General features: G+C 51.5%; 19 protein-coding genes and 1 riboswitch. Of the genes, 8 read left to right on the top strand and 11 right to left on the bottom strand.

Going from position 1 to position 21,346, the window contains the following annotated elements:
• Positions 1 to 138: 138 nt before the first annotated feature.
• The gene (locus PGX44_RS02830) at positions 139 to 798 is read left to right on the top strand and encodes a hypothetical protein (protein ID WP_222433562.1); all 660 of its coding nucleotides are present in this window, start codon (positions 139 to 141) and stop codon (positions 796 to 798) included.
• A 146-nt stretch (positions 799 to 944) separates the two neighbouring features.
• Here PGX44_RS02830 and PGX44_RS02825 read toward each other — a convergent pair whose 3' ends face one another.
• Positions 945 to 2,228 carry an adenylosuccinate synthase gene (locus tag PGX44_RS02825; protein ID WP_186502465.1) on the bottom strand — a complete coding sequence of 428 codons (1,284 nt, stop codon included), beginning with the start codon at positions 2,226 to 2,228 and terminating at the stop codon, positions 945 to 947.
• A gap of 251 nt (positions 2,229 to 2,479) precedes the next feature.
• Here PGX44_RS02825 and PGX44_RS02820 point away from each other — a divergent pair, with 251 nt between their 5' ends.
• From PGX44_RS02820 to PGX44_RS02795, 6 genes are all read left to right on the top strand, one after another.
• Entirely contained in the window at positions 2,480 to 3,586 is a 1,107-nt protein-coding gene (locus PGX44_RS02820) for an oxidoreductase (RefSeq protein ID WP_498854171.1), read from the top strand.
• A 94-nt stretch (positions 3,587 to 3,680) separates the two neighbouring features.
• Positions 3,681 to 4,409 (top strand): hypothetical protein, encoded by a 729-nt coding sequence (locus PGX44_RS02815; RefSeq protein ID WP_498854170.1) that lies wholly within the window; start codon positions 3,681 to 3,683, stop codon positions 4,407 to 4,409.
• Positions 4,366 to 4,797, top strand: coding sequence for a GerW family sporulation protein (locus tag PGX44_RS02810; protein WP_289000973.1), 432 nt, complete (start codon positions 4,366 to 4,368; stop codon positions 4,795 to 4,797). The genes PGX44_RS02815 and PGX44_RS02810 overlap by 44 nt, the downstream gene beginning before the upstream one ends.
• Positions 4,798 to 4,901: 104 nt before the next feature.
• Complete coding sequence (locus PGX44_RS02805; protein WP_186502469.1) at positions 4,902 to 5,330, top strand: OmpH/Skp family outer membrane protein; 429 nt, start codon at positions 4,902 to 4,904, stop codon at positions 5,328 to 5,330.
• A 319-nt stretch (positions 5,331 to 5,649) separates the two neighbouring features.
• Entirely contained in the window at positions 5,650 to 6,012 is a 363-nt protein-coding gene (locus tag PGX44_RS02800; protein ID WP_289000975.1) for a metal-sensing transcriptional repressor, read from the top strand.
• Positions 6,013 to 6,021: 9 nt separating this feature from the next.
• Complete coding sequence (locus PGX44_RS02795) at positions 6,022 to 9,300, top strand: heavy metal translocating P-type ATPase (RefSeq protein ID WP_498854169.1); 3,279 nt, start codon at positions 6,022 to 6,024, stop codon at positions 9,298 to 9,300.
• Positions 9,301 to 9,367: 67 nt separating this feature from the next.
• Here the strand turns inward: PGX44_RS02795 and PGX44_RS02790 are convergent, their stop codons facing one another.
• Positions 9,368 to 9,646 (bottom strand): DUF1294 domain-containing protein, encoded by a 279-nt coding sequence (locus PGX44_RS02790; protein WP_498854168.1) that lies wholly within the window; start codon positions 9,644 to 9,646, stop codon positions 9,368 to 9,370.
• A 245-nt stretch (positions 9,647 to 9,891) separates the two neighbouring features.
• Between PGX44_RS02790 and PGX44_RS02785 the strand changes: the two genes are divergently transcribed.
• Positions 9,892 to 11,307, top strand: a complete 1,416-nt coding sequence (locus tag PGX44_RS02785; RefSeq protein ID WP_498854167.1) for a sodium:solute symporter family protein — start codon at positions 9,892 to 9,894, stop codon at positions 11,305 to 11,307.
• Positions 11,308 to 11,463: 156 nt separating this feature from the next.
• Here the strand turns inward: PGX44_RS02785 and PGX44_RS02780 are convergent, their stop codons facing one another.
• From PGX44_RS02780 to PGX44_RS02740, 9 genes are all read right to left on the bottom strand, one after another.
• On the bottom strand, positions 11,464 to 12,585 hold the full coding sequence (locus tag PGX44_RS02780; protein WP_498854166.1) for a sensor histidine kinase: 1,122 nt from the start codon (positions 12,583 to 12,585) through the stop codon (positions 11,464 to 11,466).
• Positions 12,578 to 13,285, bottom strand: coding sequence for a response regulator transcription factor (locus PGX44_RS02775; RefSeq protein ID WP_498854165.1), 708 nt, complete (start codon positions 13,283 to 13,285; stop codon positions 12,578 to 12,580). Before PGX44_RS02775 ends, PGX44_RS02780 begins: the two co-directional genes overlap by 8 nt.
• Before the next feature lie 135 nt (positions 13,286 to 13,420).
• On the bottom strand, positions 13,421 to 14,011 hold the full coding sequence (locus PGX44_RS02770) for a DUF6803 family protein (protein WP_498854164.1): 591 nt from the start codon (positions 14,009 to 14,011) through the stop codon (positions 13,421 to 13,423).
• A 31-nt stretch (positions 14,012 to 14,042) separates the two neighbouring features.
• Positions 14,043 to 14,399 (bottom strand): hypothetical protein, encoded by a 357-nt coding sequence (locus PGX44_RS02765; protein WP_498854163.1) that lies wholly within the window; start codon positions 14,397 to 14,399, stop codon positions 14,043 to 14,045.
• Positions 14,400 to 14,548: 149 nt separating this feature from the next.
• On the bottom strand, positions 14,549 to 15,802 hold the full coding sequence (locus tag PGX44_RS02760) for an NAD(P)-dependent malic enzyme (protein WP_498854162.1): 1,254 nt from the start codon (positions 15,800 to 15,802) through the stop codon (positions 14,549 to 14,551).
• 127 nt (positions 15,803 to 15,929) lie between these two features.
• Entirely contained in the window at positions 15,930 to 16,946 is a 1,017-nt protein-coding gene (locus tag PGX44_RS02755) for a sirohydrochlorin cobaltochelatase (protein WP_498854161.1), read from the bottom strand.
• Between the two features lie 86 nt (positions 16,947 to 17,032).
• Positions 17,033 to 17,207, bottom strand: a riboswitch (cobalamin riboswitch).
• A 141-nt stretch (positions 17,208 to 17,348) separates the two neighbouring features.
• Entirely contained in the window at positions 17,349 to 18,980 is a 1,632-nt protein-coding gene (ptsP, locus tag PGX44_RS02750) for a phosphoenolpyruvate--protein phosphotransferase (RefSeq protein WP_498854160.1), read from the bottom strand.
• Between the two features lie 62 nt (positions 18,981 to 19,042).
• A complete protein-coding gene (locus PGX44_RS02745; RefSeq protein WP_289000987.1) occupies positions 19,043 to 19,300 on the bottom strand; it encodes an HPr family phosphocarrier protein in 258 nt (85 codons plus the stop codon).
• 78 nt (positions 19,301 to 19,378) lie between these two features.
• Positions 19,379 to 21,337: a PTS fructose transporter subunit IIABC gene (locus PGX44_RS02740; RefSeq protein WP_498854159.1), complete on the bottom strand. Its 1,959-nt coding sequence runs from the start codon at positions 21,335 to 21,337 to the stop codon at positions 19,379 to 19,381.
• Between the last annotated feature and the right edge of the window lie 9 nt (positions 21,338 to 21,346).

Here is a 21,346-nt window from a genome sequence, read left to right as displayed (position 1 = left end):
TAGTATAACATAGACATTTAGTGACAACTAGTAGTGATTCAAAGAAAACTTGGCCTAGCCACACCAGGTAAAACTTGCTATAATGAGTATACATTAGGACCGTGTTTTTCATACCGGCCCGGAAAAGAGGAGATGAACATGCCTACATATCAAGGAATGCTTAAACATATCGATGCCGATAAGGTACTCGAATTAGCGAAACAACGTACGGCTGATGCTGCTACGCCGGAACTGGCTACGGAAGTATGTAATACGGTCGTAAAACTGGCTCATCCGGTCAGCGTTTTCTATCAGTTCTTTTACGATAAAGATACTCACACGTTTCAGTGTAATGACCCCTTTGAAATCCAGGGAGAAACGATCCGCTCGTATCTGGAAACAACAGAAGTGGCCATCATCATGGCAGTCAGCCTGGGCAAGGAAGTAGAAGATGCTGCCGATGCACTCTTCCTGGAAAAAGATTTTACCAAAGGGATCCTTATGGATTCGGCCATTTCCGTCGCTACGGAACAGATGGTAGGCCAGCTGTGCAGCTACATCGATTCGCTCGGTGCTCCGGAAGATTACAAAATCGTCTGGCGCGTAACTCCCGGCTACGGGGATACGCCGCAGCGGCAGAGCGTAACGCTCGCGCGGGCCGTACAGGCTTCGCAGATCGGCATTACCATTACGCCGACCAACATGCTCATTCCCCGCAAGGCAGTAACTGCCGTAGTGGGTATGAATCATGTAGGCGAAGGCGGTTGCAGCGCCTCGGGCTGTAGCAGCTGTTCCCATAATTGTCACGAAGAAGAATAAGATTTCACTACCATAACGATATAAAACGAAAAGCAGGCTCCGTGAACAGAGCCTGCTTTTCGTTTTATATCGTTATGGTGAAAACCTAAAATAGCAAGAGAAAGGCACACATACCGTCTCCGTGACGGGCATGGAGCCCTGCGGCATTAGAAAATATCGTGGAGAATGATCGTCTGGCTGCGGTTCGGACCGACAGAAACGATTCCCAGCGGTACTTCAACGAGTTCACTAATGCGTTCTACATAATGACGGGCTGCTTCCGGCAGTTCATCATAGGACTGGCAGCCGGAAATATCCGTTTTCCAGCCGGGCATTTCTTCATATACCGGTTCGACATGTTCCAGTACATCCAGGCTGGCCGGGTATTCCTGCAGGAGCTGGCCCTGGTATTTGTAGCCCGTGCAGATTTTGATCGTATCCAGGCCATCGAGAATATCCAGGCGCGTAATGGCCAGGTAGTCGAGGCTGTTGACCATGGCGGCATACTTAACAACAGCTGTATCCAGCCAGCCGCAGCGGCGGGGACGGCCCGTAACGGTACCAAATTCGTGGCCTGTCTGACGCAGGAATTCGCCTACTTCATTGTTCTGTTCAGCCGGGAAGGGACCAGCGCCGACACGGGTCGTATACGCTTTGACGACACCGACAATATTTTCCATACGGCGCGGACCTACGCCGGAACCGGTGCAGGCACCGCCTGCCGTCGGGTTCGAGCTCGTACAGAACGGATACGTGCCATGATCGATATCGAGCATCGTTGCCTGAGCGCCTTCAAAGAGGACCTTTTTGCCCTGCTTAATGTACAGGTTAGCCGAGTAGTTCGTATCCTTGACGTACTGGCGGATCTGGTCGGCATAGCCCAGGTATTCTGCCAGCATGGCATCGTAATCAAAGCCCTGGCAGCCATAATATGTTTCGAAAAGACGATTTTTCAGTGTTAAATTGATGCGCAGTTTTTCAGCAAAAGTATCTTTATCCATGAGGTCGCCAATACGGATCCCTACACGGTTGATCTTATCGGCATAACAAGGACCGATACCGTTTTTGGTCGTACCGATTTTTGCATTGCCCTTGAGTTTTTCATCTTCTTCATCAATCCGTTCATGATACGGCATGATGACGTGGGCACGCGTAGAAATTTCCAGCTGGCTGACGGTTACTCCTTTTTCTTTCATACCGGAAAGCTCTTCCAGGAGAACCTTCGGATTTACGACGACACCGCTGCCAATGATGCATGTTTTATCAGAAAATAAGATTCCCGACGGCAGAAGGCGCAATGCAAAGGAACGGTCATCTACTACTACCGTATGGCCTGCATTATTGCCGCCTTGTGAGCGGATAACAACGTCTGCCTTTTGTGCCAGATAGTCTACAATTTTTCCCTTGCCTTCATCACCCCATTGGGTGCCTAATACCATTGCTGTTGCCATTGCTTCAACATCCCTTCGTAAGTTACAGATTAAGAAAACATGACAGACATCTCTATCTGTCTGTTTTTTAACGTACTTATATATTATACACGATATTTTTAAAAATTCCTATTAGAAACGAGTGAAAATCGCGCCTGGCCCGGGGAAAATGAAAGGCCTAGTCACATATCTTTTTTTAGTCTATAATAGAATAATATGTGGAAATACCCTTTCTGCATAGTAACAGATTACAAATTCAAGGAGAGATCTTCATGTTATTTGATGCATGTACCATAGGCGGCATTGACGCTCGCTGCCGTATTGTCCGTTCGGCCACCTTCGAAGGGATGGCCGATGCCCAGGGACAGCCGACAGAAAAGCTCGCCTCTATGTACAAAAACCTGGCCGCAGGCGGTACAGGCGTTATGATTACTGGCATGATTGCAGCTTCCAAATTGGAACCGCATCAGCACAACCAGATACTGCTTGACGATGACAGCTGTATTGCACCGCTGGCAGACCTTATTACGCAGGTTCATGACCGGGGCGGAAAAATCGTAGCCCAGATCGTTATCATGGGCTCTGCCATTATGGTGCCGGAAGGAGAAAACAGGTTGATCGTCAGCCCCAGCGGCGTTCCTGACCAGCTGGGACGGGAAAAACAAGACTCCACCGCGCTGAGCGAAGGGCAGATTCGCCAGCTCGTCGCTGATGCCGGCCAGGCTGCCCGCCGGGCCAAGGCTGCCGGTTTTGACGGCGTCCAGTTCCACGGTGCCCACGGCTATTTGGCCAGCAAATTCCTGACCCCCTTTTATAATACGCGTACCGATGCCTACGGCGGCAGCCTGGAAAACCGGGCCCGCTTCCTGCGTGAATGTATTGCCGAAATCCGCAAACAAACAGGTGCAGATTACCCCGTATGGGTAAAATTAAATTGCAGTGACTTCATGAAAGAAGGCGGCCTCGAAGCAGAAGAAAGCCTGCAAGTTATGAAATGGCTCGCTGAAGACGGCGTCCAGGCCATTGAAGTAAGTGGCGGCAATACGTCGTCCCTGCCCCGCAAAGGTCCCATCCGGGCCATCCGCCGCACGAAGGAACCCATGTACTTCGCTGCTTACGCCAAGGCGGCCGCAGCGGCCCTTAAAGGCAAAACGGATGTCGGTGTCGTTGGCGGCTGGCGTGCTGCCAGTGATATGGAAGAGGCCTTAGCGACATCAGATCTGTCCTTTATTTCCCTGTGCCGGCCGTTATTGCGGCAGCCCGATCTGCCCAATCTCTGGCGCAACGGCAGTACGGAGCCGGCAACCTGCATTTCTTGCAACCGCTGTTTCCGCGATACCGACGTAGACTGTATTTTCCACGAACAGGCAGAAGCCTGATCTGTCGTATTACAAAGAGGATTTCTTCCTGTTATAGCGAATACATTATCATAACGGAACTGTTCCGTGTACTATTGGGAAAGGGAGGCGTGCCATGCTCTTCATCATATTACTATCACTGCTTATGATGGTCCTTGCCTTGCTTCTCTTTATCCCTTGTACGTATACGGTTCACATAGAGATACGTGCGCCCTTCCGCTTATATTGCCAGGTTGCCTGGTTACAGCATGGCTTGTACTGGTCCTGGGATTACACCTTTGGCCAACGGCCGAAAAAAGAGCTGTATCTGGGCTGGCATGCCTGGCCGCCACAAAGAGTGCCGGCCGAGACAGAAGAGGAACCGGTTCCGGATGCTGCTCTTGACGATGACGTGCTGAGGGAAGCCCTGTCGGACGCAGACACACTGCAGTCCGAGTCAGACGAACAGGCAGGCTGGTGGCGGCCCTACCTTATATCAGAGGAGTTTCTGGCAGCGTGCTTACAGCTTATCCGCCGGGTGCTGCACCATTCCCGCATCCGCCGCTTTACTTTAGAGGGCACGCTGGGCCTGCCCCAGCCGCATCAGACAGGTATGACTGCCGGCTTTCTCTACATGGTGGCACCCCGGCAGGCAGCTACGCTGCAGTTCAATTTTCTGGAAGAAATATATGACTGTGAAGCGGTCCTTGCCGGCACGATATACCCGGGGGCCCTCATCCTATACGCAGCAGCCTTTATGACTACACGCCCGCTCCGCAAGCTTCTGCGGGCCATCTTACAACGAAGAAGGGATACGGATCATGGACAAAAACGAACTAAAAAACAACCTGGAAACGATATTTGAAAACTTCCGTGAGATGATCAAGGTGGAAACTGTCGTCGGCCAGGCCGTACACATTGGCGACGCCATTCTTGTCCCCTTTGTCGATATTACCTTCGGCTTTGGTACCGGCTGCGGCGGCGGCCAGGGGGAAGTAAGCCGGCGAAGCAGCGGCGGTGGCGGTGGTGGCGGCGGTGCAAAGATGGAACCTACTGCCGTATTAGTCATTAAAGGGGACCGTGTAGAAATGTTCTCCATCAAAAAAGGCGGCTATCAGGCTTCCGCCTTTGAAAAGCTGTTAACCATGGCACCGGAAATTATCGAAAAACTGAAAAAGGATAAATACATTTATATTAAAGACGACGACGAAACGACAACGGCCGGGCCGGCAGATAACAACAAAGAATCGTAATTGTCACAGTACAGTTACAAACGTTGTACTTTCCGTTTTATTTTGCTATAATAGGGAAACAGCAAGAAACCCTTAATATTTGCGATTTACAGGAGGAATATATAATGAAATTGAAAAAACAATTGGCTTCCCTCGCCGTAGTAGGGATGATGAGCATTGTTGCTGCGTCTTCTGCTTTTGCTGCTGGCGTAGGCTACGTCAATTTCGACACCCTCGTTCAGGCACATAAAGATTTCCCGAAGGTAAGTGCACAGATGCAGTCTGCCATCAAGAGCGCAAATGAAGAATTCTCTAAAAAAGCTCCTACACTGAAAACCGATCAGGAACGACAGGAATTAGGCCGTCAGCTGGCTCAAAACCTGAGCAAGCTGGAAAACAGCCTGATTGTCCCGATTGAAAAAGATGTAGTCGCAAATGTAGAAAAAGTACGTCAGCAGAAGAACCTGGACTGCATCGTAGCCCAGGGCGCTATCATCGCCGGTGCCGATAATGCACAGGACGAAACACAGGCCGTTGAACAGCTGCTCAAATAATACCGTACTTCATACGTCCGGAATCCATCCCCGTTTGGCCAAGAGCCAGACGGGGATTTTTTTATAGCCTTTCCGTGTCACGCAGGAACCTTCTGTGTGACGTTTTATTTTTCCTTTATATTTTTCTCTCTTTCCTGAAAAAACGGGGAGGGGTATAGTTTCTTTATATAGAATATCTCTATATCTTATTGGTTTATAAATGATACTTTTTCTCATATTTTTATATTGAAAATAAATTGCAAATTCCTTGACATATACCCCCTTAGGGTATATGATGTGTGCAGATACCGGTGGGAGGTATAGTAAGGAGGTGTACGTGATGGAAGAGAAGGAAAAAGAAAAAGCACTGGAAGTAGAAAAAGAAGCAGAAGTGAAGACGGCTTGCTGTTGCCCCACTGGCAAAAGCAAGCACCGCGATAAAGAGGGCAAGGAGTATAAAAGCCTCATTTGCCGTTTAAACCGTATTGAAGGACAGATCCGCGGTATCCGCAATATGGTCGAAAACGACCGTTATTGCGTCGATATCCTGATGCAGGTCAGTGCCGTTCAGTCGGCACTCAATGCCTTTAATAAAGAACTCCTGGCCCAGCACATCAACGGCTGCGTCGTCCGCGATATACGGGCAGGCAAAGACGAAGTCGTCGATGAACTGGTAACGATGTTACAAAAATTGATGAAGTAGGTGAGATAGATGAAGCATGAAAAGTACGCCGTCACAGGCATGAGCTGCTCTGCCTGCTCGAGCCGTGTAGAAAAAGCTGTTTCTAAGCTAGACGGTATGGATAAGGCCAGCGTCAACCTGCTGACTAACAGCATGCAGGTCGATTACGATGAAACAAAGCTGTCGAGTACGGATATTATCAATGCCGTCGTCGACGCCGGTTATGGTGCATCTGTAGCCGGTGGCAGTACACAAAAGAGCAACGCAGCCCCAGCGCCCAGTCCGTCTGATATGGCAAAAAAAGCCATGGAGGCTATGAAGACACGCCTCATTTGGTCTATTGTATTCCTTATTCCTGTCATGTACCTGGCTATGCATCATATGCTGCTGGAATGGTTTGGTATTCCTGTACCGGACATCATTACCAATACCTTCCACGGCGATGCCAACGCCATTACCTTAGGGTTTGCTGAATTTCTCCTCGTTTTGCCCATTATGTACTTGAACCGGGCCTATTATACAAAAGGCTTTCGCACACTCTTTGAAGGTGCGCCCAATATGAACAGCCTGGTTGCCATGGGTTCTATGGCTGCCGCGGCCTATGGTGTCTTTGCCATCTTCCGCATGAGCTGGGGCATGGGTCACGGCGATTGGGCCCTCGTTGCTACGTACAGTACGAATTTGTACTTTGAATCGGCCGGTATGATCGTCACGCTCATCGATATCGGCAAATATCTGGAAGCCCGCGCCAAGGGTAAAACCAGCACGGCCATTGAAAAGCTCATGGATTTGGCGCCAAAGCAAGCGACAGTCCTGCGTAACGGCGTAGAAACAGTCGTCCCTGTAGAAGAACTGGTCGTCGGCGATGAAATTGTCGTCCGCCCCGGTGAAAGTATTCCTGCTGACGGCGTCATCAGCGAAGGTACGACCAGCATCGATGAAGCCGCCATTACGGGCGAAAGCATTCCTGTAGAAAAACAGGCCGGTGACCCTGTTACGTCGGCAACGCTCAACAAAACGGGCTTTATCCATATGACAGCCCGCCGCGTCGGCGCCGATACGACCATCAGCCAGATCATCCAGCTCGTCGACGAAGCCAGCTCCAGTAAAGCGCCTATTTCCAAAATGGCCGATAAAATTGCGGGCATCTTCGTACCGGCCGTCATTACCATCGCCGTCATTGCCGGTCTCGTATGGTATTTTCTGCTCGGCTCTGATATGGAATTTGCTTTCTCGACAGCTATTTCCATTCTCGTCATTTCCTGCCCCTGCGCCTTGGGCCTGGCTACGCCGGTAGCCATCATGGTCGGTACCGGTAAAGGTGCTGAAAACGGCATCCTTATCAAGTCCGGGGAAGCCTTGGAAACGGCCCACGACGTAGATACAGTCGTTATGGACAAAACCGGTACCATTACAGAAGGTCATCCGCAGGTGACGGACATCTGGGTACAGCGGGGTACGGAAGAAGAACTCCTGGCCCTGGCAGCCGGCCTGGAACAGGGGAGCGAACATCCCTTAGCCGAAGCCATTACGACGTACGCAGCCGGCCGGCAGATCCGGCCTGTCGTGATTTCTGATTTTAAAGCGCTCTTTGGCCGCGGCATTCAGGGCGTTGTAAATGGCAAGCTGTACTTTGCCGGCAATACGCGGCTCCTCGAAGAAAAGGGCCTCTCTGCCACTGCCATTACGGACCAGCTGAACCGCTTTGCCGATGACGGCAAGACGCCCCTTATCTTCGCCGATCACAGCGGCGTTATCGGTATTATCGCCGCTGCCGACGTAGAAAAGGAAAACAGCGCCGCCGCCATTTCCCTCTTTCACCAGATGGGCATCCATGTTATTATGCTCACAGGGGACAACCAGCGTACAGCCGAAGCCATCCGCAAACGGCTGCATATCCCGCAGGTCATTGCCGGCGTACTGCCCCAAGACAAAGAACGTCATATAGCGGCGCTGCAGGCCAAAGGCCATAAGGTCGCCATGATTGGTGACGGCATCAACGATGCACCGGCCCTGGCCAAAGCCGACCTGGGTATCGCCATCGGTGCCGGTACGGACGTAGCGATTGAAAGTGCCGATGCCGTCCTCATGCGTAACGACCTCCTCGACGCGGTCAGCGCCGTCCGCCTGAGCAAGGCCGTTATTAAAAACATTAAAGAAAACCTCTTCTGGGCGTTTTTCTACAACGTCATTTGTATTCCCTTGGCAGCCGGCGTTCTTTATCCGGCCTTTGGCATCCGCCTCAATCCGATGATCGGCGCTGCTGCCATGAGCCTGAGCAGTTTCTGCGTCTGCATGAACGCCTTGCGTTTGCGCTTTTTTAAGCCCTCTGCCGCTCCTTCAGGACATATGTATCAAGGCACGCCCGTTACGGACGTTACAGCGGCTTCTAGCGCGATTACGCCCTTTACGGCCGAAACAGCCGCTCCGGCAGGTCCGTCTGCCCTCCCTGAAGAACACTATACGCTGCACGTGGAAGGTATGACCTGCAGCCATTGCACGGCTACGGTCACCAAGGCCTTACAGGCCATGACCGGCGTCACAGACGTTCAGGTCAGCCTGGAAGACAAGACCGCTATGGTCACCAGTACGTCCGCCATTGCGGCTGAAGACTTTGAAAAGGTCATTACCGCTGCAGGCTACACCTTAGTTCCGGCAGCAGCACAGGAACACTATACACTGCACATTGAAGGCATGATGTGCGGCCATTGCACGGCTACAGTCACCAAGGCCTTACAGGCCATGCCCGGCGTCACAGACGTTCAGGTCAGCCTGGAAGACAAGACCGCTATGGTCACCAGTACGTCCGCCATTGCGGCTGAAGCCTTTGAAAAGGTCATTACCGCTGCAGGCTACACCTTAGTTCCGGCAGCGGCACAGGAACACTATACACTGCACATTGAAGGCATGATGTGCGGCCATTGCACGGCTACAGTCACCAAGGCCTTACAGGCCATGCCCGGCGTCACAGACGTTCAGGTCAGCCTGGAGGACAAGACTGCTGTGGTCACCAGTACATCTGACATCCCGGCAGGAGATTTTGAAAAGGTCATTACTGCTGCAGGATATACATTAGTTCAAGGAAAGGAAGAATCAACGAATATGAAAACAACACTGAAAATCGAAGGCATGATGTGCCAGCACTGCCAAAAACACGTACACGAAGCATTAGCTGCCATGGATGGCGTAACGGCTGTCAGCGTAGACTTGGAAGGGAAAAAAGCAGAAGTAGAAACAAATCGCGAAATCCCGACTGCCGAATTTGCCAAAGTAATTGCCGATGCCGGCTACGAACTCGTTACCGCCTAAAAAGGGTTGCACAATAAAAAAGGTCCTGCACTGAAGTGAGTTCAGTGCAGGACCTTTTTTTATCCCCTTAGAAAATACCCATACGAATGAGCACGACGAGCTGCAACGCATACACCAGAAGGATACCGTATTTAAACTTCCAGTCCTTCTTCTTGTGCGTAAAAATATAAATACCAAAGTAAGCCCCCATAGAGCCGCCGGCAATAGCTAAGGCCAAGAGACCGCCGTCCGGCACAAGTTTCCGGCCGCCTTCCACATAATGCTTGTCCATTCCGTACACAATAAAGGCTAAGACGTTGATGATCGCCAAATACCACCATACGTAGGTTACATATATTGCTTCCATATCCGACTCCTTCTCCCAGTACGACACGCGTGTATTTTTCTATATTGTACCATAAAGAGGCCGTTTCTCCCATGTCACGTCCAGAAAAGAGAAGCGCCCATGGCAGGCGGCAAAAGAAAAATATAAAAAAAAGCCTATAATGATTGATTTTTTCTCTATATTGGCATACAATAGTCTCGTAAACGTTACTATTGTTGCGACAGATGAAACACTAGTTGTTAAAATAAAAGAGGGGGAGGTTCATCATGTCCATCCAATTAGCTATTGTCATTCTATACATTTTATTACTTTTCGCCATATCCTTTTACGTCAAACGCCGGGCCAGTCAAAACCCGACGGAATACCTGTTTGCAGGCCGCCAATTCTCAACCGGCCTCGTAGCTGTCAGCATTACCGGCATGGCCGTCGGTGCTGCATCTACTGTAGGCGTAGCTGAAAGTGCCACCAAAATCGGCCTGGCCGCCGGCTGGTACAATGCCGCCTGGGCCATTGGTGCCATCGTCATGGGTCTCGTCGCTGCCGGCAAATACCGCTCCCTGGAATGTACGACCATTCCGGAGCTCTTTGAACGGAGCTATGATAAAAAAGCGCGTGTCATCAGCGTTATCGGCTTATCCCTGATCATGATCTGTATTACATCCCTGCAATATGTTGCCGGCGGCTCTATCCTGCACGCCCTGATGCCGGACATTTTCTCGTTCCACGCCGGGATGATCGTCAGTGCTGTCGTCTTCATTGGCATTACGGCCATTGGCGGTCTCTGGTCCAGCGGTCTTTCCAACGTCTTAAGTGTTGCCGTCATTTATATCGGCATTGTCTACTCGATGATCCGCATTCTCATGCGTGATGGCGGCATTTCTGCTATCAACGCGGCCTTACCACAGGCAGACTTCGGCTGGTTCGATCCCTTTGGCGGCCTCACGGCAGCCATGCTGCTCGGCTGGATCATCGTCATGACCACCCAGGCCATTACCGCCCAGGGACCGGTACAAATTGCCTGCGGTGCCAAAAACGCCCATGCTGCCCGTAAGGGCTTTATCCTCGGCGGGTTCCTCATTTTTCCAATCGGCTTCATTTCTGCCGTTCTCGGCTTAGCTGCCAAAGCCCAGTTCCCCGATTTAAATCCGACCATGGCCTTGCCGCAAATCATCATGAGCCTCGATCCGTTTTCCTCCGGTATGACCTTAGCTGCCCTGTGGGCCGCTGACGTATCGACAGCCTGCACGATTCTCCTCGGCGCCGGTACACTCATTGCCCAGGATATTTACAAGCGGTTTATAAACCCGACCATTTCAGAACACTCGTATGTGCGCGCAAACCGCCTGATCATCCTCTTCGTTGGCTTAGGTACCCTCTGGCTGGCCTTTAACGCCGTCGGTATTGTTAAGGTCATGCTCATCGGCCTCTCCCTGACAACGGCCTTCACCTTGGTTTTCCTGGCTACCATGTTCTGTCCGTCCCTGTGCCGTAAAAACACAGCTTTCTGGACGACTTTGGTTGGTATCGTTGGCCTCTTCGCCTGGCAGTTTTTCCCGGAAATCCATTTCCTGCCCCACGTCATTTACTTTGAATGGCTGATCTGCATCATTACGCTTCTCGTCGTCCGCCTGGTCGATAAGACGCCGATTCAGCCGCCGCAGGTAAAGGCACAGGCAAAATAAACGTATCTGCAACGGTCCTGACACACACCACGTCAGGGCCGTATTTTTTCCCTGCAGACAGGCTGCCTTTGTTTCACGTGAAACAAAAGGGCAGGCCTGTCTGACAAACGAAGAACCTCCCGTATGTTTCACGTGAAACATACGGGAGGTTCTTTGTCATGTAGTAGGAAAGGTAATCGTAAAAACCGTTCCTTTACCGATTTCACTGGCAGCCTGTATCGTGCCGCCCTGGCTAAGGACAAACTGTCGCGCCAGGGCCAGGCCAATACCACTGCCACCGCTTTTCCGGTTACGCGATTTTTCGGCCCTGTAGAAACACTCAAAAATATGCTCAAGATCTTCCTTTGCTATACCAGGCCCTGTATCAGCAATCTGCAAGCACACCTGCCGTTTGCCTGCCGCTTCTTCCAGAGAGGTGGTAATCGTAATATCGGCCGCCTCCGGCGTGTAGCGGATAGCATTATTCAAAATATTGTAAATCACCTGATTGGTCCGGTCCTTATCAAGCTGCAAGAGTGGCACTGCGTCATCTAAGTGTACCGTCACATGGAGATTCTTTTCATCAAAGAGCGGCTGCAGCATCCCTGCCGCCCGGGTGAGGAGAAGATTGAGATCGACGTCACTCTTGTGGAGGACCAGCTCGTTTACTTCTGCCAGGGACAGGTCCCGCAAGTCCTGGACCAGGCGGTTCAGGCGCAGGATTTCATCTTCCATAGAAAGAAAATGTTCCTTATCTGCCGGGATAACGTCATCGATCATGCCTTCCAGATTTCCCTGCATGATGGCTAAGGGCGTCCGCAGCTCATGGGCGATACTGGCAAAGAGCTGCCGCCGCATCGTATCGTTATATTCCAGCTTGCGGGACATATCATTAAAGGTATCTGCCAGCATGCCTACCTCGTCATTCCGGTCTACCCTGACGGTTTGGCCAAAGGAGCCTTCGGCTATGTCATGGACGGCATCCGTCAATTTTCGCAACGGTTTGACAAAACTGCGTACGAAAAGCCAGCTCACGAAGACGCTGATGCAGATCATAAAGGAACCCACCCAAAAAAGGGACTGGTGCACAGACGACAAGTATATATTTTCCGGTGAATTGTGCATCATCATGCCGTGCATCCCCATGGGCATCCCACCCATGGCATGGGTGTACAAATAATTGGAAAAATGCGTATCCATCTGGTAATTCACCAAAAAGAGAAGCGTACCGATGGTAGCCGCAAAAAGCAGGAAAATGATACCGGTCAGGCGAAAAACCATACTATTGTATTTATTCACGGTTATGTGCGCCTCCATCGAATTTATAGCCAATACCATAGACGGTCAGGATATATTCCGGATGGGCCGGATCGCGCTCCAGTTTCTTGCGCAGATTACGAATGTGCGTGTCAATAGTCCGTTCATAGCCTTCAAATCCATAGCCGCCCTGCGTACGTTCCATGAGCTGCATACGGCTGAAAACACGGCCCGGCGAAGACGTCAATACTTCGAGCAGGTTAAATTCCGTTGGCGTCAGGCATATGGGCTCACCTGCACGGAGGACCGTATATTGGTCTTTATCGATGACCAAATCGGCTATTTCATAACGGGCTACATGCTGAATGACTTCTCCACGGGCCCGGCGCAAGAGGCTGTACACACGGGCAATGACTTCCTTCATATGGAAGGGCTTGGTAATATAATCGTCACCACCCATATTGAGCCCGACAAGACGGTCCGTTTCATCATCCTTTGCCGTCAGAAAAATAATAGGAATATCACTAAAGGAACGGATACGGCGGCACACTTCAAAACCGTCCATACTGGGCAGCATGAGATCGAGGAGCATGATCTGAGGTGTTTGCGTACGCACCGTATGGATCGCCGCAGCACCATCCGTTGCTGTATAGACAATAAATTTTTCTTGCTCAAAATACGAGCGGAGCAAAGAACAAAGTTTTTCGTCATCGTCGACGATGAGGATCGAATTTGTAATCAAAGGCTTACCCTCCTGCCATTTATAGGATCATATCTGTATTGTATCACGCCCTGCGGGGAGAAGGTAGGTTTCCATGTTTCACGTGAAACAAATCCCCCATGCCGTAGCATGGGGGAGAAAAGAGAAAAGCAGAAATTATTTGTTAGCATCGGAGCTCTGCTGATTCATATTCATATTTTGCTGATTATTCATCTGCTGATTGCTCATATCATGGTTCATCTGGCCGTTTTGCATGTTCATCTGCATGTTCATGGTCTGCTGCGGCGGTACATAGCCGGCGAGCTGCGGATCAGCCATGCCGAAGACCATGGCCATGTGGGTAAAGAAGATGAAGAGAATCATGAGCAGGGTGTGACGCTTCAAGCGTTTTTCTACATCGGCATTCTTGCAAACAACGCCTAACTCGAAGAGGATGAGCAGTACTGCCGGAATAATGGCCAAAACGTAGCTCCATACGGCAATGTAGTCAATAGGACCACGCCATTGAATGGTCGGCATGTACGAAATGACAATGTAGCCGGCGGCAAAGATGAAGAAGACGCCCAAGATGAGGCTGGCTGCATGACTTAACGAATCCCAGCGGGCACTGCGTGCATCGCCATCAATCAGGGAAATAACACCGGCAGCCAAAATGGTTTCTGCCAAAACCATCGGTACCAGCATGAAAAGGATCAAAAACCAAGGCTGATGGAGTGAAAGGAGCTCCATATAATGAGTCATTACCATAACTAGTTCCTCCTATATATGTACAATATCATTACCGCTGAGCCGCAAGGCCACGACAGCCACGCGGACCGGCACAGGTGTAGCCATTCTGGTTAGAAGACGCTGTGTCCCCGTTTCCCGTCGTAGCCGCCGTGCCTGTATAGCAATTCTGCGGTCCCTGGCAGTACGTACCTGCTGCCGGAGCCGGACAATCCTGTGGTCCCTGGCAATAGGCTGACGCATTCACATTACTTGTATTGCCATAGCAGGCCTGTGGCCCCTGGCAATATGTGCCATACCCGTTTTGTGCCTCATTCTGTGTGCCTGCAGTGGGGGCTGCAGCAAAAACAGAGAAGCTGGCAACAGCAGCGATAGCGGCCAAACCTAGGGCAAGTGTTCGTCTCATCATGTCTACCTCCTTTAACTTTTGTCTATGCTTATAGTATAGTAAAGGCATGCGAAAAAGTTGTGAAGATATTATGAAGAAATTGTGAAGATACAAAAATTCCCGCCATGTTTCACGTGAAACAAAGCGGGAATTTTATATCTGCAAAGAGCTTAGCCGTGCAGTTTATCGATCATAGCGTGCAGTTCTGCAATTTGCGTGGCTGCTTCCTGACGAATTTCTTCGGGATCGCGTTCGATACGGGCCGAGCCTGATTCCATAGCGGCCTTGGCTACCGCAGCTGCCACAGCCGGTGCTACGCGTTCATCAAAGGCATCGGGAATCACGTACTCTTCATGTAATTCCGCATCACTAATGAGGCCGGCAATGGCGTAGGCCGCAGCAATCTTCATATCTTCGTTGATATGGCGGGCCCGTACAGCCAGGGCGCCGCGGAAAATGCCCGGGAAGACCAAAACGTTGTTGATCTGGTTCGGAGAATCCGAACGGCCTGTACCGACGACGCGGGCACCGGCAGCCTTAGCAGATTCATAATCCGTTTCCGGAATAGGGTTGGCCATAGCAAAGACGATGGCATCAGCATTCATGGAGCGGATAATTTCTTTTGTAAAGATATGGGGTGCCGAAACGCCGAGGAGCAAATCAGCGCCTTTTACGACGTCGGCTAATGCGCCCTGTACGTGTTCCTTGTTGGTCAGGCTGGCCAGTTCAGCCTGTACGCTATTGAGGCCTTCCATTCCTTCATACAGGGCACCAAAGCGGTCTACCATGATGACCTGTTCCGCTCCGGCGCGAACGAGGAGCCGGCCAATGGATGCACCGGCAGCACCGGCACCGTTGATAACGATCTTAGCCGTTGCCAGTTTTTTGCCTACGACACGCAGAGCGCCGATAACGCCGGCGAGAGCCGCAATAGCCGTGCCGTGCTGGTCATCGTGGAAAACGGGGATATCCATTTCCTTTTTCAGGGTCGTTTCTATTTCATAGCATTTAGGTGAAGAAATATCTTCCAGATTAATGCCGGCAAAAGACGGCTGGAGCAGTTTTACCGTTTCAATGAATTTTTGCGGATCCTTCGTATCCAAGCAGATAGGTACGGCATTGACGCCGCCAAAGACTTTGAATAGGATGGATTTCCCTTCCATAACCGGCATGGCCGCTTCCGGACCAATATCGCCCAAGCCCAGTACACGCGTACCATCAGAAATGACGGCAATCATATTGCCACGACAGGTCAAGTCGAAGGATAAATCCTTATCCTTCACAATTTCCCGGCACGGCTGGGCTACACCCGGCGTATAAAGCGTACTCAAATCATCCCGTGTCTTCAAGACAGCCCGGGGGAGCGTTTCAATGATACCTTTTTTACCACGTCGTACAGCCATAGCGGCTTCGTCAAAATTCATATCCTCACCTCATCATCTAATCTGAAGACTGATACATAGCACAGCCTTTTTCTATACACCGTTATCTTATACTGATTTTTACAGTAAATCAAAGGCTTTTACCTGCCAGCCACGTTAGGCCCGTGAGTTATACAGTTTCTCCTGTCAGTGCCGCCCAGGCTTCATTGGCCCGTTCGACAAACATTTTCCGGACGGCTGCATTTTCTCCCAGGCCATGGATGTACACGCTGACAGAAAAGCCGGCTTTTTCAAGCAGCGTCTTATGCGAATCGTCTGCCGTACCGGCCATGTCATTGTTGGCGTGATCACCGGCGACGAGCATCATCGGCATGAGCAGGACCTCCCTAATGCCCCGGGCCTTGAGCTGGGGTATAATTTCCCCAAGTGCCGGCCAGCCTTCGACGGAATAGACATAGACCCGGTCCAGACCAGCCTGGTTCAGGCGGTGCTGGACGACGGCATAATAGGCGTTGGCCGGATGGGGCGTACCGTGGGCCATGACCAGGATGGCTTTATTTTCCCCTAAGGCCGCCGGGGGAAACTGCGTCGCAAAGGCCCGGGAAAATTCGGCTACATCGTCACGCTGCTCCTCTTGGCCCATCCAATAGAGAAGCGGCGTACCTAAGGTCATCTTCTTAAAATTGGCCTTATATAAGTCGAAAATAGCTGTCATATAACTATATTCCATACCGGGAATGATATCGAGAGAAGCCAGGGCTACGCGCGTACAGCCAGCCGTCAGGAGTTCTTCCAGGGCCTGTTCCGGTGTAGGTATGACACGGCCTTCCTTGGCCCGGATCCGGTCGATGATGATGTGGGACGTAAAGGCCAGGGCCACTCGTGTATCCTTATGGGCAGCCTGAATGGCCGCGACAGTCGCATCGATATTCAAGCAGCGGCTTTCCGCATAGGTCGTGCCGAAGCTGACGATAAGGAGGGCGTCGACATTCTCCCTATGAGCGAGCTCCGGGTTCTCATACGTCCGTACGCCAATGGCCGCAGCCTGGCGCAAGGCCGGCGTCGGGTCCTTGACGGCCGGATGCAGGCGGTACGACGCCTTTGCCGGCACACCCGTATAGGCACCACAGCCGGTAATTCCCATAATAGAACATAGACATACACGTTTCCATAGCTTACGAAACATAACACTGTCACTCCTTCAAAATAATTCCTGAAGACGGCAGAGCAGGCGCTGAAAAAACATCATCCACTCCCTATGGCTCGCAGGTTCGTTGATTACACAATCAGGCAGTTCTTCTGGCTCGGCATCATCACTACGCTGCGCCTTCCCATACTCCTGCGTACAGTGGCATTTAGCAGCCTCGCTCCACCTTACAGCGGCGGCACCGCGCCGGCTTACCCGGCTTCTCTTTTAAGCAAAAGCACCTGATTGAAAGAAAAGTACTTTGACTGTACCATAGACACTACGGCCTGTCAAATATGCTGAAAAATCTATTTTCCCCAGAATGTTTCACGTGAAACAAGCAGGGTGTTTCTAAAAAGACGCCCTGCCCAAAGGCAGAGCGTCTTGACAAATACATCCGTCTTATTTGCTTAAATCAAGGGAGCGTACTGTATCCCGCAAGGGCAGGACCGACTGGGGGCTCACGGACAACTCGTCTACACCCATGCGCAGGAATGTTTCGGTCAGGCTCAGGTCTGCACCGAGTTCACCGCAAATACCTACCCAAATGCCGGCCTGGTGGCCATTGGCAATGGTCTGGCCGATGAGACGCAGAACGGCCGGATGGTGCGCATCAAAGAACGAATCCAGCTGGGTCTGCTGCCGGTCAATGGCCAGTGTATACTGGGTCAGATCATTGGAGCCAATACTGAAGAAATCGACTTCCTTGGCCAGGTCGTCACTCATAATAGCCGCTGCCGGCGTTTCAATCATGATACCGATTTCCATGTCTTTATCATAGGCAATACCCCGGCGATCCAGATCCTGGCGCACTTCCTGCAACAGTTCCTTAGCCCGCCGTATTTCCTTGACCGAAATGATCATGGGGAACATGACGGCTATCTTGCCAAAGGCCGATGCCCGGCACAGTGCCCGGAGCTGGGTCTTGAAGAGTTCCGGACGGGTCAGGCAAATACGGATTGCCCGCATGCCCAGGGCCGGATTTTCTTCTTCTGCCAGATTAAAATAATCGACTTTCTTATCGGCACCAATATCGAGTGTCCGGATGACAACCTTTTTGCTGGGCAAGGCCTGGACCGTCTTTTTATATGCTTCGAACTGTTCCTCTTCTGTCGGATAGTCCGTCCGGCCCAGGTAGAGGAATTCACTGCGGAAGAGGCCAATGCCTTCGGCATCGTTGGCCAGTACCTGTGGCAGGTTATCCGGATTGCCAATGTTGGCAAAAATTTCTACGGTCTTGCCGTCTTTGGTTGCCGAAGGCAGGCCGCGGACCAATTCCAGCCTCTTACGGCGATCTTCTTCTTCCTTTTGAGCCTGTTGCATCCGGGCGAGTGTTTCCGCATCGGGATTAATATAGACCGTACCGGTCGTACCATCGACAATGGCCAACAGGCCATCTACGTCCTGATGGAGCTGTGTCCCCGTATTGACAATAGCCGCAATGCCCAGTGTACGGGCCAGGATGGCCGTGTGGGAGTTGGCACTGCCGCCTGAAGTGATAAAGCCCAAGATTTTATCCGTATCGAGCTGCATCGTTTCACTGGGAGCCAGATCATCGGCAGCAATAATCACTTCATCGTATTTACTGAAATCAATCCCCTGGCCGCCGCACAATTCCTGTTCTACCCGGCGGGATATATCCAGCACATCTGCGGCCCGGGCCTGCATATACGCATCATCCATTTCCCGGAACATAGTGGCAAACTGCTGGGCCGTATTCTCAACGGCCGCTTCGGCATTGCACTGTTTTTCTTCAATCTGGCTGACGATAGAATCGATGTAATCATCATCTTCGAGCATCATCTGATGTACTTCAAATACGGCTGCCTGTTCTTCGCCGACTTTTGCCAGGGCCTTTTCATACAGGGCCTGGAGCTGGCGGATAGCCGCTTCCCGGGCTGCCTGGAAACGGTCGATTTCTGCTGCTACATCTTCGACTTTACGTTCTGCCGTAGAAATAGTATTGCGATGAAACAGTGCCAGCGGCCCAATGGTAATGCCCGTATTGACACTTTTTCCTTTGAGTACTAACATGGGAACCTCCTTTGAAAGACAGGGGAGAATCGCCCTGGCAATTCTCCCCATATGGTGATAACTTAGAAATTTTCCTTCAAAAAGGCTTCCATAGCGGCAGCGGCAGCGTCTTCATCAGCACCTTGTGCCTGAACGGTTACGGTTTCGCCCTGTTTAACACCTAAGCCCATGACGGTAAAGATCTTCTTCAGATCGCCTTTCTTGGTCCCCTTTAAGATAGTCAGGGTAGAAGCATATTTTTTTGCTTCTTTTACGAGCAGGCCTGCCGGACGGGCATGAATACCTTGGGGATCTGTAATAGTAAACGTAAATTCTTTCATGATAGTTCCTCCTTTAAATGTGATGATACGTATATATATAGTGTACGTTACGTACAGCAGAATCGCAAGAGAAGGATCTTATTCCTGCGGCTGGGCTTTGCGTATAAGGCCCAAGAGAACGGCCGCAACGACCGTGCCAATAGCCAGGGCCGCTAAGTACATGGGCCAATTGTGAACGACGCCAAAGACGAAGATCCCGCCATGCGGCGCCGGCAGGGTGCAGCCGAAGAGCATGGAAAGCGCACCGGCTACGGCTGCGCCAATGGCACAGGAAGGAATGACATGTAACGGGTCAGAGGCCGCAAAGGGAATGGCCCCTTCTGTAATGAAGGAAAGGCCCATAATAAAGTTGGTAATCGTCGACTGCCGTTCTTTAGGCGTAAATTTTCCCTTGAAGAGCAGCATGGCCAGGGAAATAGCCAGCGGCGGTACCATGCCGCCGACCATAACAGAAGCCATGATACCTGAGCTGACAGCCGCGCCGGATGCACTCATGAGCGAAGCCGTACCAAAGACATACGCAGCCTTATTGATAGGCCCGCCAAAGTCGATAGACATCATGCCACCGAGGATAAAGCCGAGAATAATCCGGCTTGACGTCGACATGGAGTTCAGTGCGTCAGAGAGCCACTGATTGAAGATGGCCATAGGCGGATTGATGATGTAGATCATGATGACGCCAATGAGGATCAGCCCTAAGACCGGATAAAGGAGGACCGGCTTAGTCCCTTCCAAGGACTGGGGCAGGCGGGCAAAGACCTTTTTCAATAAGACGACTACATAGCCCGCAATAAACCCGGCAAAGAGAGCACCGAAGAAACCGGAACCGCCTTGCGTCGCCAGGAAACCGCCGACGATGCCCGGCATGAGGGCCGGCCGTTCACCAATACTGACGGCAATGTAGCCGGCCAGGATCGGCATCATCATGCTGAAGGAAAGACCACCGACGGTCTTTAAAAAGGCTGCCAGCGGCGTGCCGGAACCAAAGTTGCCCGACCCTGCGTTGCCCATATCAAAGAGAAAGGCCAGGGCAATGAGAATCCCGCCGCCAATGACGAAGGGGAGCATGTGAGAAACGCCATTCATCAGGTGTTTATAAATCTGCCGGCCGGCACTTTCACCGCCTGCGGCGGCTGGCGCATTGCTCGCAGCGGCGTGCGTACTGTGAAAGACCGGTACATTGCCATCGAGTACCTGCTGAATGAGATGCTCCGGTTCTTTAATACCGGCAGCCACTTTTACAAAGAGAACGGGCTTGCCATCAAAGCGGTCCGTTGCCACATCCTTATCGGCTGCGACGATAACGCCGGCAGCCCGCTGAATATCGGCGGCTGTGAGGACATGCTTGGCGCCGCCGGAACCATTCGTTTCAATTTTAATTTCAACGCCCATTTCCTGAGCTTTATTTTCCAGTGCTTCGGCTGCCATATACGTGTGGGCAATGCCCGTCGGGCACGCCGTTACGCCAATGACGTAGGGCTTTTCTGTTTCTGTCTCAGGTGCCGCCGGCACAGGTGCTGCCTGTGCTGCCGCTGCTTCCGCCGCTTCGGCTTCCTCTTCGGCTTCCTCTTCGGCCAGCTGCGCTGCTTCCGCCTCATTGATAACCGCTAAATATTCCTGCGGCGACGCAGCCTGCATCAGGCGGTCGCGAAAGTCATCGTCCATGAGCATACGGCTCAAACGGCTCAATACTTCCAAATGAATATCTGCCCCGTCAGCCGGAGCGGCAATCATGAAGAAGAGATACGCCGGTTCTTCGTCGAGGCTTTCATAATCGACACCGCCACGGACGATCATGGAAGCCAGGCCGGGATTTTGTACGGCATCGGTCTTGGCATGCGGAATGGCGATTCCTTCGCCAATGCCCGTACTGCCTTCTGCTTCACGGGCCAGTACGCCGGCCTTATAGGCACTGACATCCCGCAAATGACCACCCTTAGCCATCAGGTCTACGAGGTGATCAATGGCTGCCTCTTTGTTGACGGCCTGTGCCTGGAGATCAATACTGTCGAGTTTTAATAAATCTGCAATACGCACGGGATTTCC

This window comes from Caecibacter sp. AF58-12pH5A, assembly GCF_027681725.1.
Lineage (GTDB): Bacteria > Bacillota > Negativicutes > Veillonellales > Megasphaeraceae > Megasphaera > Megasphaera hominis.
This window is presented reverse-complemented; position numbering and strand designations above follow the sequence as displayed.

Bases quoted from the DNA above. Each gene is read 5' to 3' on its own strand.
- PGX44_RS02830 (WP_222433562.1), top strand. From the start codon at position 139: ATGCCTACATATCAAGGAATGCTTAAACATATCGATGCCGATAAGGTA.
- PGX44_RS02825 (WP_186502465.1), bottom strand. From the start codon at position 2,228: ATGGCAACAGCAATGGTATTAGGCACCCAATGGGGTGATGAAGGCAAG.
- PGX44_RS02820 (WP_498854171.1), top strand. From the start codon at position 2,480: ATGTTATTTGATGCATGTACCATAGGCGGCATTGACGCTCGCTGCCGT.
- PGX44_RS02815 (WP_498854170.1), top strand. From the start codon at position 3,681: ATGCTCTTCATCATATTACTATCACTGCTTATGATGGTCCTTGCCTTG.
- PGX44_RS02810 (WP_289000973.1), top strand. From the start codon at position 4,366: ATGGACAAAAACGAACTAAAAAACAACCTGGAAACGATATTTGAAAAC.
- PGX44_RS02805 (WP_186502469.1), top strand. From the start codon at position 4,902: ATGAAATTGAAAAAACAATTGGCTTCCCTCGCCGTAGTAGGGATGATG.
- PGX44_RS02800 (WP_289000975.1), top strand. From the start codon at position 5,650: ATGGAAGAGAAGGAAAAAGAAAAAGCACTGGAAGTAGAAAAAGAAGCA.
- PGX44_RS02795 (WP_498854169.1), top strand. From the start codon at position 6,022: ATGAAGCATGAAAAGTACGCCGTCACAGGCATGAGCTGCTCTGCCTGC.
- PGX44_RS02790 (WP_498854168.1), bottom strand. From the start codon at position 9,646: ATGGAAGCAATATATGTAACCTACGTATGGTGGTATTTGGCGATCATC.
- PGX44_RS02785 (WP_498854167.1), top strand. From the start codon at position 9,892: ATGTCCATCCAATTAGCTATTGTCATTCTATACATTTTATTACTTTTC.
- PGX44_RS02770 (WP_498854164.1), bottom strand. From the start codon at position 14,011: ATGGTAATGACTCATTATATGGAGCTCCTTTCACTCCATCAGCCTTGG.
- PGX44_RS02765 (WP_498854163.1), bottom strand. From the start codon at position 14,399: ATGATGAGACGAACACTTGCCCTAGGTTTGGCCGCTATCGCTGCTGTT.
- PGX44_RS02760 (WP_498854162.1), bottom strand. From the start codon at position 15,802: ATGAATTTTGACGAAGCCGCTATGGCTGTACGACGTGGTAAAAAAGGT.
- PGX44_RS02755 (WP_498854161.1), bottom strand. From the start codon at position 16,946: ATGTTTCGTAAGCTATGGAAACGTGTATGTCTATGTTCTATTATGGGA.
- ptsP (WP_498854160.1), bottom strand. From the start codon at position 18,980: ATGTTAGTACTCAAAGGAAAAAGTGTCAATACGGGCATTACCATTGGG.
- PGX44_RS02745 (WP_289000987.1), bottom strand. From the start codon at position 19,300: ATGAAAGAATTTACGTTTACTATTACAGATCCCCAAGGTATTCATGCC.